This is a genomic window from Acinetobacter sp. 226-1 (genome assembly GCF_030329325.1).
In the GTDB taxonomy this organism is placed as follows: domain Bacteria; phylum Pseudomonadota; class Gammaproteobacteria; order Pseudomonadales; family Moraxellaceae; genus Acinetobacter; species Acinetobacter sichuanensis.
The window spans coordinates 176699-192625 of sequence record NZ_JACANU010000001.1; the positions used below are offsets into that span (position 1 = coordinate 176699).

Annotated in this window: 13 protein-coding genes; 11 read left to right on the forward strand and 2 right to left on the reverse strand. The window is 36.0% G+C overall.

Annotation, left to right across the window (positions count from 1 at the left end; genetic code table 11):
• Nucleotides 1-96: 96 nt before the first annotated feature.
• The 3 genes from HX124_RS00870 (at nucleotide 97) to HX124_RS00880 (ending at nucleotide 2541) form a co-directional block, all read left to right on the forward strand.
• Nucleotides 97-594, forward strand: a complete 498-nt coding sequence (locus HX124_RS00870) for a hypothetical protein (protein ID WP_286381662.1) — start codon at nucleotides 97-99, stop codon at nucleotides 592-594.
• Between the two features lie 241 nt (nucleotides 595-835).
• Entirely contained in the window at nucleotides 836-2119 is a 1284-nt protein-coding gene (apbC, locus tag HX124_RS00875) for an iron-sulfur cluster carrier protein ApbC (RefSeq protein WP_286381663.1), read from the forward strand.
• Between the two features lie 65 nt (nucleotides 2120-2184).
• Nucleotides 2185-2541 carry an avidin-fold protein gene (locus HX124_RS00880; RefSeq protein WP_107009626.1) on the forward strand — a complete coding sequence of 119 codons (357 nt, stop codon included), beginning with the start codon at nucleotides 2185-2187 and terminating at the stop codon, nucleotides 2539-2541.
• A gap of 8 nt (nucleotides 2542-2549) precedes the next feature.
• On the opposite strand, the gene HX124_RS00885 is transcribed toward HX124_RS00880, so the two are convergent.
• Complete coding sequence (locus tag HX124_RS00885; protein WP_286381941.1) at nucleotides 2550-3089, reverse strand: DUF2062 domain-containing protein; 540 nt, start codon at nucleotides 3087-3089, stop codon at nucleotides 2550-2552.
• 356 nt (nucleotides 3090-3445) lie between these two features.
• Between HX124_RS00885 and HX124_RS00890 the strand changes: the two genes are divergently transcribed.
• From HX124_RS00890 to HX124_RS00925, 8 genes are all read left to right on the forward strand, one after another.
• On the forward strand, nucleotides 3446-4039 hold the full coding sequence (locus HX124_RS00890; RefSeq protein ID WP_286381664.1) for a LysE family translocator: 594 nt from the start codon (nucleotides 3446-3448) through the stop codon (nucleotides 4037-4039).
• A 108-nt stretch (nucleotides 4040-4147) separates the two neighbouring features.
• Nucleotides 4148-4717: a dCTP deaminase gene (dcd, locus tag HX124_RS00895; RefSeq protein ID WP_005008040.1), complete on the forward strand. Its 570-nt coding sequence runs from the start codon at nucleotides 4148-4150 to the stop codon at nucleotides 4715-4717.
• Between the two features lie 351 nt (nucleotides 4718-5068).
• The gene (locus tag HX124_RS00900; protein ID WP_502872800.1) at nucleotides 5069-6430 is read left to right on the forward strand and encodes a hypothetical protein; all 1362 of its coding nucleotides are present in this window, start codon (nucleotides 5069-5071) and stop codon (nucleotides 6428-6430) included.
• A gap of 279 nt (nucleotides 6431-6709) precedes the next feature.
• Entirely contained in the window at nucleotides 6710-8101 is a 1392-nt protein-coding gene (locus tag HX124_RS00905) for a hypothetical protein (RefSeq protein ID WP_286381666.1), read from the forward strand.
• A 9-nt stretch (nucleotides 8102-8110) separates the two neighbouring features.
• On the forward strand, nucleotides 8111-8770 hold the full coding sequence (locus tag HX124_RS00910; RefSeq protein ID WP_286381667.1) for a hypothetical protein: 660 nt from the start codon (nucleotides 8111-8113) through the stop codon (nucleotides 8768-8770).
• Between the two features lie 51 nt (nucleotides 8771-8821).
• Nucleotides 8822-11140, forward strand: a complete 2319-nt coding sequence (locus tag HX124_RS00915; RefSeq protein ID WP_286381668.1) for a DUF6160 family protein — start codon at nucleotides 8822-8824, stop codon at nucleotides 11138-11140.
• Nucleotides 11141-11357: 217 nt separating this feature from the next.
• Complete coding sequence (locus tag HX124_RS00920) at nucleotides 11358-12743, forward strand: hypothetical protein (RefSeq protein ID WP_286381669.1); 1386 nt, start codon at nucleotides 11358-11360, stop codon at nucleotides 12741-12743.
• 175 nt (nucleotides 12744-12918) lie between these two features.
• Entirely contained in the window at nucleotides 12919-14022 is a 1104-nt protein-coding gene (locus HX124_RS00925) for a hypothetical protein (RefSeq protein WP_286381670.1), read from the forward strand.
• Between the two features lie 54 nt (nucleotides 14023-14076).
• On the opposite strand, the gene HX124_RS00930 is transcribed toward HX124_RS00925, so the two are convergent.
• On the reverse strand, nucleotides 14077-15792 hold the full coding sequence (locus HX124_RS00930; RefSeq protein WP_286381671.1) for a proline--tRNA ligase: 1716 nt from the start codon (nucleotides 15790-15792) through the stop codon (nucleotides 14077-14079).
• Nucleotides 15793-15927 lie beyond the last annotated feature (135 nt).

Below are 15927 nucleotides of genomic sequence, written 5' to 3' on the forward strand. Positions count from 1 at the left end.
AATTCACCATTAAAAAAATCGGTGTATAACTAAATCATTGATAAGCTTAGTTGAGCTTAAAAATTACGCCATACACATACTTCAGAGGATCAAGACATGACAATTGAAAAAAAAGTGGACGATTTAAAAGAAAAAGCATCTGAGTTAGGAGATGATCTCAAGTTGAAAGCAGATGAGGCAAAACTTGCAGGGGAAAAAGTGATTGATGATGTCAAGCATGAAGCAAAGGCAGCACAACTTGCAGGTGAGGAAAAACTAAATGAATTAAAACATGATTTTAAAGAAGAGCATGCAGAACAGTCAGACGCTGCACATTCACAATTAGATGATGCTAAAGCCAAATGGAGTGATGCACAGCAGCAGGCACAGGAAAAAATAGAGCATTTGAAAACTGAAGCATCCCATAAGTTCGAAGAGGCTAAACTCAAAGCCAATGAGCTCAAGCAAGAAGCATCGGTTAAGTTTGATGAGCTTAAAGCACAAGCAACAACGAAATTTGATGAATTAAAAAAAGCGGCAACTGAAAAAATTAATTCATTCAAAAAAGATGATTCGGCAAAAGTGGATGAGCAAGATAAAGATCAACAAGTTTAACGTGAAATTTGCTGAAGCGATTTAAAAAATGCACTTTATTGAGATGGATGAAGTGCATTTTTAAAGACTAAGAATCTAATTTTTATTTATTTTTGTTGATTAAAATGAGATTAAAACCAACTAAATGACTAAGATTTATAAGTACATTCAAAAAGCTTGATACAACTTGACTTAACCTAAGCGTCATTTACAGATAGACTATAGGTGTTTTAGGTGCATTTTCACTTTTTGGAGCAAATATATGTCGTGGCTTTCTTCTTTAAAATCGGTTTTTTCTCCTGCACAAGAGGTGAAAGAGGAAGAAATCCAAAATGTGCTTCAAAATTATATTTTACCAAACTCAAAAAATGCCTTAAAAGATCGTATTACACAGGTCAATGTACAAGGGCGAGTTTTACAAATCACGATTAATACTTTTCCTGAAGAAGCTGAACATTTACAAAAAATTCATGATGATTTGGCTGATGCTTTGGAAAAATGTGGTATTCAAGAGTTGAATATGCATGTGATCCAACAAAAAATTCAACATGATCATAAACACGGTCATAGCTGCTCAAGTGATCAACATGGCAAAGAAGGTCATAGCTGTTCTTCTAAACCACAAACACAAACTCAGAATCAGAATCAAAGCCAAAAGTTACCTCCTGTAGTCGATGCTTCAGCACCACAATCACAAGCTGAAACTGATCCAAATAATCCACCTATTCAAAAAGCTGCACCCCAACAACGTGATGTGCCTAAACATCAACGGATACAAAATGTCATCTTGGTCTCTTCAGGTAAAGGTGGCGTAGGTAAATCTACAACAACTGTAAATTTAGCTTTGGCTTTACAAAAATTAGGGCTAAAAGTCGGTGTGCTCGATGCGGACATCTATGGACCAAGTATTCCTACTATGCTTGGAAATTCGGGGCAAACCCCAATGATTGAAGCTGAAAATTTTGTCCCGCTTGAAGCTTATGGCATGGCAGTGCTGTCTATTGGGCATTTGATTGGTAAAGAAAATACACCTGTCGCTTGGCGTGGACCAAAAGCAACAGGCGCTTTAATGCAGCTCTTTAACCAAACATTATGGCCTGACTTAGATGTGCTTATGATTGATATGCCACCAGGAACAGGGGATATCCAATTGACGATGGCACAGCGTATACCTGTGACAGGTGCAGTGATTGTAACAACACCGCAAAACGTCGCGTTAATGGATGCGGTAAAAGGCATCGAGTTATTTAATAAGGCACAAATTCCAGTGATGGGTGTAGTCGAAAATATGTCCACACATATTTGCTCGAACTGTGGTCATGAAGAGCAAATTTTTGGTACAGGTGGCGGTGATCAACTTGCTGAACAATATGACATTCCACTGCTTGGGCGTTTACCTTTAAATGTACAAATTCGTGAAAATGTAGATGCAGGTAAGCCATCTGTAGTGGCTGGAGATGATGCAGCGCCTCACTATATTGCGATAGCAGAAAAAATTGCCCAATCGCTCAATAAAGTTGAAAAAGACCCACAAAGAATTTTCTGATATTGTCATCCTACGCCTTGCTTTTTGGCATGGCGTAGGAAAATGATGACTTGGGGAGTCAGACGATGAAAAATTTAAATTTACTCAATAATAAAGTATTTATGAGCCTTGCCAATACAGCAAATGGTGATGTAAATGGTGCAACACGTTTTTATTACACACAAAAAGGCAAAGTCATTACTGCAAAATATGAGGGTGGTGTGGTACAGATTGGCTCGATTATCGGGCAAATGTTGTCTGATGATCACTTTGAAATTTGTTATCAACATTTAACAGTTACTGGCGAATTACGTACAGGACAATGCAAAACCAAAATTGAATTACTAGAAAATGATGTCATTAAATTGGTTGAAAATTGGCAATGGTTAAATGGTGATTTATCAACAGGATATTCTGAATTGATTGAAGTGGTCTTAAATTAAAAGTCCGTTTAACTTAAATGCCGATTTTGCCATTTGCGCACGACACTCCAACGCCAATAAATACGTGTGCCTAGAAAAAATAAAATCGCAAATAATAAAGCTTCAAAAAATAAACCTGTGGCTAAAATTTTAGCTAAACTAAAATCAATATGACCATGACCAAAGTTTTGAATCCAATGAATAATTTGATGAAATACACCTAAGAGCATATCTTGATTGATCATTTGCACCTGATAAATTTTTGCACCAATCCAAAAAGCAAAAATAAGAATAGGAACAATCGTGAATGGGTTCATAATCCATGCCAAAAGTAAGGCAATAGGTAAATTCGCCTCAAAAATTAAGACTGTTAATACAATCAAAGCGCTATGTAAGGGGATTGGTAAAATACCCCAAAATGTACCAATAAACATCGCGTTGGAAATAGAGCGACGATTCACATACCAAAGCTGTGGATTTAGTGTGTTTTGACCAAAAATTTTCATAATTTTCAGATGATTGACTTTTTCGGGAGAAGGAAGCCATGATTTGAAAAAATGTTTTGCCATAATCATTGAACGTAAATCATAAGGGGTTATTGTGCATGATTGTTTATAAAAACAACAGGAAAATGATATTTTGTTAAAAAAAGATGAAGAGACAATACCAAGCTCAACTGAAAAATGGCTTAAAAGCACACAATGTTGAGTGTATTTGCATAAATAATATTCAAAAATAAACGCTTATCTAAATTATTGCAATAAAATGACTTAAAAGTAATAAATTGTAAATTGTTTTTATTTTGTTGATATTTAATGTTATTTTCATTATTTATATAGATTTTATATCTCTACTTACAATTATTTTTTTGATAAGTCTGAGCAACTGATTTAATCTGCGCTCAATCATTTGATGAGGTCATTTAATGATTTCATGGTTCTTTATTGGTCTTGTGACCACAATTTTATTGACTCCTGGTCCAACCAATACTTTATTGGCTTCTTCAGGCATACAAGTGGGTATCCGTAAATCTCTAGGACTCATTCCTGCCGAAGCACTTGGTTATTTTATCGCAATTACTGTTTGGGGAACTTTGATTGGTGGTTTGTCTAAACAATTTCCAATGATTCCTGTGATATTAAAACTATTTAGCGCTGCTTTTATTATTTATTTGGCATTTCAGTTGTGGCATAAAGCACAGCCAAATCCTGACTATAATCAAGCTACGATACGTCCAAGATCGTTATTTTGTGCAACTTTACTCAATCCGAAAGCTTTACTTTTTGCTTCAGTAATTTTTCCAACTCATGTTTGGCATAATACGTCTGCTTATGTAACACATATGCTCACTTTTTTAATTTTGATTATTCCTATTGCATTTTTTTGGATATTTTTGGGTAAAAAGCTGACATCAAATAAAATCTCTTGGTTAAATCCGTTTAATATGCAACGTACAGCTTCTTTAATTTTGGTCGGTTTTTCTGTTCCTATTTGTTATTCTGCATTACTGAGCTTTTAGTTTATTAAGCAAAAGTAAAAACGAGTTTTAAACCCAGTGACATTTCAATCAAAGCTATTTTCAGTTAAAGTAGACACAGTTTTGAGTTAAGCATTTTTGGGAAAATACATGGCAATTAAGTCTGATCGTTGGATTCGTGAAATGAGCGAAAAACACGGTATGATCGAACCGTATGCTGAGAACCAAGTTCGTTATGACGAAAATGGGGAAAAGTTGATTTCATATGGTGTATCAAGCTACGGTTATGATGTTCGTTGCGCACGTGAATTTAAAGTATTTACCAATGTGCATTCTGCAATTGTAGACCCAAAAAATTTCGATGATAAAAGCTTTATCGATATTGAGTCTGATGTTTGTATTATTCCACCTAACTCCTTTGCTTTAGCGCGTACAGTAGAATATTTCCGTATTCCACGTAATGTTTTGACGGTTTGCTTAGGAAAATCGACCTATGCACGTTGCGGCATTATTGTGAATGTCACACCATTAGAACCTGAATGGGAAGGTCATGTGACTTTAGAGTTTTCAAATACGACAAACTTGCCTGCACGCATTTATGCGGGTGAAGGTGTTGCGCAAATGTTATTCTTTGAATCTGATGAAGTGTGTGAAACATCTTATAAAGATCGTGGTGGTAAATATCAAGGTCAAACAGGGGTGACTTTGCCTAAGGCATAAACTCCTTTAAATTTGATTTAGAGCTTAAAAGCAAGTGTTAATCACTTGCTTTTTTTATTGCTAAAAATAATGTGAGATATTTCTCTTTATTTTAACTTTAAATGTTATATTTTTTTTATTATTGTTAATATTGTTTTAATCCTTTGTTTAGGTTTATTTAAGATAATGTTTTTTATCTGAAAATGTTATCAAATTTCAATTTTTTTGATTATCTTGTCGCTGAAAATGTAAATATTTCCCCTATTTTATTGGGGTAATTTTCCTGTTTTTTGTATCAGTATTTTTAGTGTAGAAATAAAATTTAAACCGACTAAGGATAGAGGCGTGAAATTTCAATTAAAATATTTAGCAATGTTGTGCGCATTAAGTGGTCTAGGGAATGGAGTTTCTCATGCAGCACCATTACAACCGTTGACTGATGAGCAGTTATCAGCAACGACAGGTCAGGCTTTGATGAGTTTGAGTTATGTTTCACCAACAGATGTAAGGAATTTAGAGACAGGTCGCAAAGGTGATACCACAATAGGTTTTTATAAACTCAGTATGGAAGCCAACTTAGAACTAAACTTAAATATTAATAAACTACAACTTGGCTGTGGTGGAAATAATAGTGCAATAGCAGGTAAGGGTGGGCTGTGTGATATTGATATTGATAATATCAGTTTAAGTGGCTTAGGTAATGCCGCAACATCCAATACAAACAGTGAAAGTGATCGTGCAGCAAGAGCGGGTTCTAGTGCAGTTTTATCAAATCCATTTATGGAGTTTGCGATCAAAAATCCAGATAAAGCCTCACAGCGAGAACTAGTTGGAGTTCGATTAAGTGCCGAAAAGGCATTAGGCTTAATTTCTTTTGGTAAGGAAAACTTAAAAGATAATAACAACAATGGGATACCAAATGGTATCAATAGCCTAAGTGGTTATATGGAAATTGCCCCACAAAAAGGTTCAGCAACCATTAATCCTATTACAATCAGCCAAAATGGCACAATGAATCCAACAGATGTTGCTTTGAAAGGTAAGGCTTGTGATACGCTGCTTATTATTGGCGGATGTGGCTTGCTCAGACCTAATTATGTGACCACAAGTTATGATATTACTTTAACCCCTCAGTCTGTTGCGACTTTAGATTTACCTCAGCAAGTCATTACAGGGAAAAGAATTAATTCAGCGACGCTAAATGCCAGTACAACAGTGAATAATATTCTTTTATCAGGTAATTTAGCAGCAGATACTGATTTACTGGGGATAAAAATCTCAGGTAAGACCTCAGGTGTGCTTAATAATCTAAAGGTAAATGCGATTATTGATGAAAATTTAGGTCTATTTCATAAAGCAAGTTTAAATGGAACTTCTGCATCATTATCTTTACAGTCTAAAGATATTCAGTGGACAGGTGCAAAGTCAGTTGCTCAAAAAGGTTGGTGGCTTGAGTTTTCAAACCCAATTGATATTGGGGATATTACTCCAAATAAAAATGTAGATATTGCTATGCCGACTATTAAAGATGCTTTAGCTGAGGTGAATAAATATCTAGGGGCAAACTATGTACAATGTGGCACACTAGCAGCAAGTTGTTTATTAGGTAATATTCCATTAGGAACTGCAAATTTACCCAATAACGCTAATCCTGTTAATATGGATATGACAAATCTATCCTTAAAAAATCAGGACTTCACACCTAACTGTTATGGAACTTTAAAGTTCTGTTAAAGATACAGAACATTACAAATATTTTTAGCTGAGTTTTAAACTAACCAATTGAAATAATTGAGTTAAAAAACAGAATGCTCCACATTCATCGGAAAAATAAGTCTACGGGCTTATTTTTTTTGCATTTGCTAAAATTTTAAGCATAATAGAAAATGAGAAAAGGTTGGCAAAATTGGATTATTGCCGTAGTTGAACAAAATTAGTGGTCATTTGTTCAAAAAAGAGTGTTTAGAAAAATAAAATATGGTGCGGAGCATCGTATAAATTAGGAAGGTCAAGATGACTCAGTTTAGTTATACGGTAAAGTTGAAAAAGACGGTGCTGGCTTCACTGTTAGGACTTGGTTTGACACAGTCATGCTTTGCATTGGAAGCATTGACAGATGAGAGCTTAAGCGAGTCTACAGGTGAAGGAATTGCATTTTTACCTCAAAATGTGAAAATGGTTTTCCAAGCAGCAAATGACGGTTTAGTCGATGCCAAAGCAGATTGGGCAAATCGTGATAAAGACACAGGGCTAATTCGTATAATCCCTGTAGGACCATTAACCACAGTAGCTGCAAATGCTGGTGCAAAAAAAGCAGATATTTTCTTATATGGTTTGGCACTTTCTAGAAATGATAATAATGTAACCACTCGTTTTAGTAATGTAGGTGTAGATTCTGGTACTGAAAGTAACCCTTGGGTGATGAGTGTTGAGACTCAATCTATTCCAAACTTTGCAGGTGTTTCTAAACCTTTAAGTTATTTGCAATTAGAGGCTCCTTTAGCACAAGTTGGTCTTCAGCCTACAAATGATAAAACTATAAAATTAGGTTTATGGGGAGATGTGTTTGCTCGAGATCAGACACTTGCAAGTAATCCTATAAATCCTGCAACAGGTGCACCATCTCCAGTAACCAATCCGAATACAAATGCTGCCAATCCTTTAAAAGAAAAACTGCGTTTTCAAATGATTGCAAACGGTTTGTTATTAGAAGGCTCACAAATGCGTATCTTCCAAACCTTAGATGGTGCAACCACAGGTACAGGTGGATTGTCTGCAAGTTATAACAATACATTAGGTCTTGGATTGTTATTAAGGCTAAATACGCATCTTAATTCAGATGGGGGCGGAACTTCGGCAGATAAAGTTTTACGTATTAGTACGCGTGAAAAAACAGGAACAACCAAGGATTTAACAACACCTGCGATTGATGGTGGATTAGCTCCAGGTTTCGAAGATACAGAAGGGCTTTATATGTATAGCCCAAATATTAACTTAGTTTTAGGCAATATTTATCAACCTCTTATCATTGATACTCCAGACGGTAAGAACTTAACACTCGAAGTGACCCGTATTCCAAATCAAGCGAGTGTCTATAAAAATATTTATACAGACTATTCAGGAAGTGATACCAGTTATAAAGGTTCCACTTGTAATGTTCGTTCTTGTGGTGATGTTAGAACAATAGCAGGTACTTCATATCAAGGTACTAATGCAACGCATAGTAGTATCTCGATTGGTAAAGTCGGTTTTGATGCTGCAAATAAAAATCTTAGTATCACAGATAAATCAACGAGTGCAACAGGGGTTTTAATGCGAGGACCAAGTGGCGATGTTAACTTAGGTTCGGCTGCAATAGATGGTTTATTGATTCAGCACTTTAAAATCACGACGACAGGTTTATAGGAGCTTTATATGAAATTAATATTAGGTTCTTTATTGCTTTTAGCAACATCGGTTCAAGCAGGTTTGGTGGGTTTGGATAATGAGCAGTTAGGTGAGGTCAATGGACAAGGTGGGGCTGATTTAAGCTGGACATTATCTTTAAACCACAAAGCTACTTCAGATGGAACGCTATCTCGAGAATATGAATGTAGCAATAATCTTTATTGTCGTTTAGCAATTTCACCCAATAACCGTAAAGATGCTGCTGGTAATATGTACTGGTTGGTATTTAAACAATTACAAGGCACATTACAGTTGGATAAATTTCAACTAGATGGTGTTCCTGTGAGTGTTGGTGCACCTTCTGCACCAGTCAATCGAACTGCTTTGCAGCTTACATTTGGTATTGGTAAAGATAGTGCAGGTGCTGAGACTTATTTTCAACCGCTCAAAATTCGTAACTTTGGTTATGCTGCGTTACAAATCGAAAAAGATGCGGATGGTGGCACAAACCCAGCAACAAAAGGGTATTTAAATAATAGTAGATATCCAGATACGATAGCATCGGTTTATGACCGTGGTCAGGAAACGGGCTTTACGGGATTAAATATGCATGGAAATCTTGCGCTTGCAGGAACATTAAAAGTTTTTGGATGTAGTGGTAATACATCGGGTGCATCACGTTGTTAAAAACTGTCTTATAGTTTTAAGATGGACAATAATCACAGGTAGGAATAAGTGATGAGAAAAAAAATAATACAGTTAAATCTATTAACTTTGAGTATTTTATATGCTCAGCATGGTTTTGCTTTACAGGAACTAGAAGATAGCTCTTTAAGTCAGATCTCAGGTCAAGATGGGATCAGTCTGCAAATAGATGCAACCAAAGTGCAAATTGGTCAGGTCAATTGGAAAGATAGCACTCAAACTTCAGCAGGCGCAAATAGTGTCCTTAACGTCAATATGAGTAATATTGAAACCACACCTTATAAGTCTGATGGACTTAAGGCAGCATTTACAGCAGACGTTGGCGGAAAACCAGGTGCTAGTGCTGCTGCATCCAATGGATTGCGTTTAAATGCGGTATTTGGTCCAGCAACCATGAATATCAAGAGTTTAGCTGTTTGTCCTAATGGTGCAGGCATTACTGCCAACTGTAGTGGTGCAAATAGTCAATCTTTGGGTGGGTTAACTTTTCAAAACCGTAAAGACTTAACATTTTCACTTGAAACTCAAAGTGGTCTATTTAATGGTGGAAGTTTAGCAAGTTTAGGCTTCGGTCTTAAAAATGCTAACCTTTTTTACACCCTAGATACAGGTTCGTCATTTAACCAACTTATTTTAAAGGACTTTAACTTTAACTTTGCAGGTAATGGTTATTTATATTTAGATCCAGCAGATGGTTTAGTATTATCAACCAATAAAAAAGGAGAAACCTCTAGTGCGAACACTGTAGTCCTTGGTGATGTTGATGATCCAGATTTTAGTGGGAAAAAACAACCTGGTCTAAATGTAGACTTACGTTATAAAACCAATGTGGGTTCAGATTATAAGGCGTATCAAGCGACTGGTAAGGATACAGATATTTTAAGTTTTGGTCGAATTGGGGCTTCTGGTACGCTTAAAAATGCGTATATTAAAGTCAATGGTGATACCCCAGCTTTAGGTGCTTCGACAACAAATATTGGTACTGCTGCAACAGGTACTGGTAATTTGGCTGGTAGCGGTGGTTTGCATATGCAAATGAAAGCTGACTTTGCGAAAGATACAGCAAATGCAGCGGATCAAAAAACTTATTTTGATTTGGGTTTATCTGGAAAAAATGCTTATGTATTACGCTATGGAAACTTAACACCTTTACAAATACGTAAAGATACAGGGATTGGCTCAACAGCATTAAATAATGATTTGGCTTTTATTGATTTTGGTCATGTTTATATAAATGCAGCGCAAACAAATACTGTGAATATGCCCATAAGTGCATTATTAAATAGAATCTATAGCGGTAGTTTTACACCAACAACTTTAAAAACAGCTTTGCATTATAATACAACGGGTCTTACCAACCCGAATGCCTTGATTGCAACAGTAAGAGGAATGAGTTTTCAGGCAGTTGCAAGACAAGGGCGTTTTGTTGCGGATAATAGTGTAACTGCACCTGTAACCAATACTGATAATTCTTGGGGTTTAGGTTTACCTATCTATAATTTAAATGCCAATCTTGGACTCTATGGTATTAAAGATACAGCGAATACCAAGCAAAGTCTTGGTTTTGGTCTTTCAATGAGTACCGAAGGTCGTAATTCAACAGGTACATATACGACTTCCATCATGTTGATTGATGGAGCAAAAAATCCATTTAATGCCAATGAGACCGTAAACTATTATGCAGGTCTAAGAAATATTAACTTATTGGCTGATTTAACAGGTACTTTAAGTTTTGAAAATAATGGTCTTAGCCTAAGTTTACCTAAAATAGTGGCTGCGCTTGATACAGAGCTTGCTATTGGTCAGTTACCTGGCTCTTTGATTGTAACAGATGGGTGTAAAGCAGCGACAACAATAGCAAGTAATTGTTTTGTGCCAAGTAATAATTTTACTCAAACTGCTGATGTATTGTTTGGAATTTCTGCACGTATTGATGGTAGTGCAACATTAACAGTAACTCCAAGTTCGGGAGACGGTTTAGGAATCAATGGTAATATAGTATTGTATGGTGGGAGTTCTGGTTCAGTTCCTCGTAACTACCTAAGAATTAGTGATAAATCGGGTAGTACTGAAAATGACTCTCCATCACAGTTAGGTATAGATAACTTATCTGGACAATTAAATTTAGACAGTAAAATTGGAATGAATGCAACAACAACATCTTTTACAAATAACTTAAGAGTAAATGGGGGTAATAGTCCTACTTATGTCCTAAAAGCGGATGTAAATTTATATCCAAAAGTGTCAGGTACGCCAACTGCCCCAGCAGTATTGCCTGCACCACAAACATTAGGACAGATGGTGATGACAGGCGGCAACATTCGTAGCACATTTGGTATTACACCACGCTGATTTTTATTCAAAAATATTTAAAGCGCCGAAATGGTGCTTTTTTATTGTTAAGTTTTATTAAATATTGATTGATTGTTTTTTGATTTACTTTAATTTAAGTTTTTGAATTTTATATTTATTATTATTTTTTTAATGTGTCTTAAATGTGTTAAAATATGTACTATATCTCGTGATTATGAAATAAATTAATTAAATTAATACAAAAATGGGGATGGGGATGAAGTATTTATATTTTTTTGTATTATGGCTCATAAGCTCCTGTATTTACGCAGATACAGAGAATCAAGTTGTCGCAGAAGTAAAATTACAGGATCATAATTTTGCACAGATGAGTTCACTTGTTGCAATGACTGATGATGAGTTGTCTGAAACACAAGGGCAGGCGTTATATTCTTTAAATCGACAGGATCAGGGAGGATTATCCTTTTATACTTTAAGTATGGAGGCAAATATTGGCTTGAATGCGAATATTAAAAACCTACAACTTGGCTGTGGAGGGGTGAATAGTGGTAGTAAGGCTGGATGTGACATTGATATTCAAAATGTTTCATTTGGATGTATTGCGAACGCTTCTGGAACATGTATTACCATACCAAAAAGTGACTCACGTCAACCAGATGGGGCAGTACAAGAAGTTCAAGCAGGTGATAAAGCTCAAGGTCAAATGAAGGATTTTAATTTAACCAATCCTTTTTACCAATTTGCGATCAAAAATGCTGATTCAGCTTCTACACGTGAAGTAGTTGGGGTTCGTATTGGTGCCGCAGAAGTTGAAGGTCCAATGAGCTTTGGTGCATTGACAAGTTTTAGTGGTTATTTAACAGGTTTTGCAGATCTGGAAATGCAAGGGCAAGGTAACTTAGCAGGAAATTTACCAAATAATTTAGAGGATGTTGCTGTAACTTGTAAAGCACCAACTTTATGTGCTAATGCTAGTGGGCAAAGTGCATATCAGGGTATGGCAGATTATCGTTATTTAGGTTTAGATAATGCCACAGAATGTATTCTTATAGTGGCTTGTGCTGAATTTCGACAGCTTACAATTAAGTTTTCTGGTGTAAAAAGAACAAATCTTCCTGTTGTTGTTTCAGGTAATCGCCAATCACAAGCATTTGTATTAAATGCGAACTTAGGTATGGGAACAGGGGGAGTTGTTAAGTCCATTACGGACTCAATGCAAATAGAAAGAACAACAAATGTTTTTGGTTCAACTTTATTGAACATCGTATTGGGACTGATTAAAACTAGTGCTGGTAATAAAATTAGTAGTCAACTCGCAGAGGGTTTGGGAACCACTGTTGCAAGTTTAAATAATAATAGCTATCGACTTCCATATAATTTAAGCAATGTGCATCAATTGGATGTTAAATCTAATGTATTTGGTTTATCTTTACAGAAGCAAAGTATTCAATATCCTGGCTATGTTGCACCTGTAAGTACAGGGTGGGCAATGTATATTCCTGAAGGTTTTAAATTAAATATCTCAGATAGAACAACTACTTTTGTACAAAATATTGTGAATAGTAGTGATGCTAGAAATGGTAATGCCGTGATGTTACAAGCTCCTTATCGTAACTGTTATGGTTCACTAACATTCTGCTGATTGTTCTGTTGTTAACCTTTAAGCGCCATTTTTGGCGCTTTTTTTGTAATTCATCTGAAATAATAATATTTTCTGTTTAGTTTTTTTAATAAATGATATGATTTTTGTATTAAAAATAATCAACTGTCTATGTGTTTAGACAAAAATAAAAAAATATATAGGGATAGGTGATCACATGAAAGGTTTACCCATATTACTTTTTTCAGCATTTACATCATTTGCTTATGCAAATGTAAATGATGTTGACAATGCTCATCTAGAAGCTCTACCAAGTATAAGTACGACCATTGGAAAAGAAAATCACATGGTGTCTTTGAATGATGAAGAATTGTCAGCAGTACAAGGACAGGCTTTGATGAACCTAACTAGAACGAATGATACAAGCCAAGGACTTAATTTTTATCGTTTAGGAATGGAGGCTGAGATTGAACTAAATGCTAATATTAAGAAGTTGCAATTAGGATGTGGTGGTGTAAATGGTGCAGGGAACTGTGATATTGATATTGATAATTTAGCATTAACAGGGGTCAACCCAGTCAATGGTGAATATGCAGCAAGTGACGCTAAGCTTACCAATCCTTTTATCGAGTTTGCTGTAAAAAATGCAGATAATAGTGCAACTCGAGAAATAGTAGGATTTCGCTTTGGATCATTAGAAGCATTAGGTAAACTTTCATTAGGAACAAATAATAATACCTCAACTCCTAATGATGATACTGGTATTAATTCGATATCAGGGGATTTGAATTTAAATTTAGTCGGAGCATATATCCAAAATATTAAGATATGTGTTTTGACTTGTCTATTTCCTATTTCTACAAATGCTAAGATAGATAATACAACTGTTCCTTTGGTCTTAAATAGGACATCTGTGGTAAATGATATTGGTCCATTGGTTGCTAATGCAAGCTTAGGGATTACTTTAAAATTAGACAATGTGCATTTGGTGAACCAAAGTGTAAAAGCAATTCATGAGATTATATTACAAAATTCTAATGGGACGGGTGGAACAAAAGACTTTTATCTAAGTTTACAAAAGCAAAGTGTTAAATGGCCTTCAGTTGCATCTCCTGGAACATTTCGTAGTGTAGCAGCACAAAGAGGTTGGTGGTTATCTCTTCCTGATGTGACGATCAAGGACCCAGTAATTACGCAGAGAATTGAGCTTTCTCTTTTAAGTGCGGGTGTTGGATTATTTGGAGGGAGAGTTGATATTCAAGGTATTGATTTAGGACAAATACCTGCTAAGAACTGCTACGGCACTCTCAAATTCTGCTAAAAATTGGTATAAAAAATCCCGCACTCAGCGGGATTTTTTATTTCCATTTAAAGATTATTTAGCGATTTTTGCCAATAATTCTTCTTTAGAAATATTTACAGATTCGCTATCAAGGCGACCTTTATATTCAAAAGTACCAGCATCTAAACCTTTTTCACCAATTACAATGCGATGTGGAATACCTGTCAACTCTAAGTCAGAGAATTTCACACCAGGACGCTCATTACGGTCATCAAGTAGCACATCGTAACCCGCAGCTTGTAACTCTGTATAAAGTGCTTCTGCCGCTTCTAGGGTGCGAGGAGATTTGTGTGCATTCATTGGAACAATGGCAATTTCAAAAGGTGCAATTGCGGTTGGCCAAATAATACCTTTTTCATCAAAGTTTTGTTCAATAGAAGAGGCAACAACACGAGTTACACCAATACCATAACAACCCATTGTGACAACCAAAGGTTTGCCATCTTCGCCTAGAACCTTACAACCTAGTGCTTCAGAGTATTTTTGCCCAAGTTGGAAAATATGCCCAACTTCGATACCACGTTTAATTTGTAAAGTACCCTGACCATCTGGAGATGGATCACCCTCTACAACATTGCGTAGATCATAAACTTCAGTAAATTGTGCATCACGCTCCCAGTTTAAACCAGTTGCATGTTGGTCTATTGCATTTGCACCTGCAACAAAGTCAGATAATACAGAAGCAGCACGGTCAACAATAACCGTTAAACCTTTTTCAACTAAGCCCTGTGGACCACAGAAACCAGCAGTTAAGCCATATTCTGCAAGCTGTGCTTCTGTTGCAAATGTTAGAGGAGATGCAATAAGTGGATGTTTTTCTGCTTTAATTTCATTAAGTTCATGATCGCCACGTAAGAATAAAGCAATAACAGGTGTTTTACCTTGTTCATCTGCAATACCTTGAACCAATAATGCTTTTACAGAATGAGCTGGATCAGTATTTAAAAATGCAGAAACATCAGCAATTGTTTTTTGATTTGGAGTTTCAACAATGCTTAATTCTTGTGTTGGAGCAGCGCGTTCACCCACTAAAACAGCTTCAGCCATTTCTACGTTTGCAGCATAGTCTGAGGCAGTTGAAAATGCGATATCATCTTCACCACTAGAAGCAAGTACATGGAACTCATGAGAACCTGAACCGCCAATAGAACCTGTATCTGCTTGAACAGGGCGGAAATCTAAACCTAAACGTGTGAAAATACGACAATAAGTGTCATACATAACATCATAGGTTTCTTGTAGTGATGCTTGGTTTACATGGAAAGAATAAGCATCTTTCATAATAAACTCACGAGAGCGCATTACACCAAAACGAGGGCGAATTTCATCACGGAATTTTGTTTGAATTTGATAAAAATTCATTGGAAGCTGTTTATAACTCTTTAGCTCATTACGTGCTAAATCAGTAATGACTTCTTCATGTGTTGGACCAAGCACAAAATCATTGGTGTGACGATCTTTAAAACGTAAAAGTTCAGGACCATATTGCACATAACGTCCTGACTCTTCCCAAAGAGATGCAGGCTGTGTTACGGGCATGAGTGTTTCCAATGAGCCAGCACGATTCATTTCTTCACGAATAATGGCTTCAACTTTATTTAACACACGTACACCCATTGGCAACCAAGTGTATAACCCTGAAGCCAATTTACGAATCATCCCAGCACGTAACATGAGCTGATGAGAAATTACCTCAGCATCGTTTGGGGTTTCTCTTAACGTTGCAAATAAAAAGCGACTCGCGCGCATGGAAACTGTCCTAAAAATTTAAGCATTAAAGAGGAGATTATACGATAAAAAAAACAAGGCAACATTTGATAATGTGCTTTTGAGGAAAATTATTATTGAAGATCTTTAATTTGAGAAAATATGGTGTAGATGTGG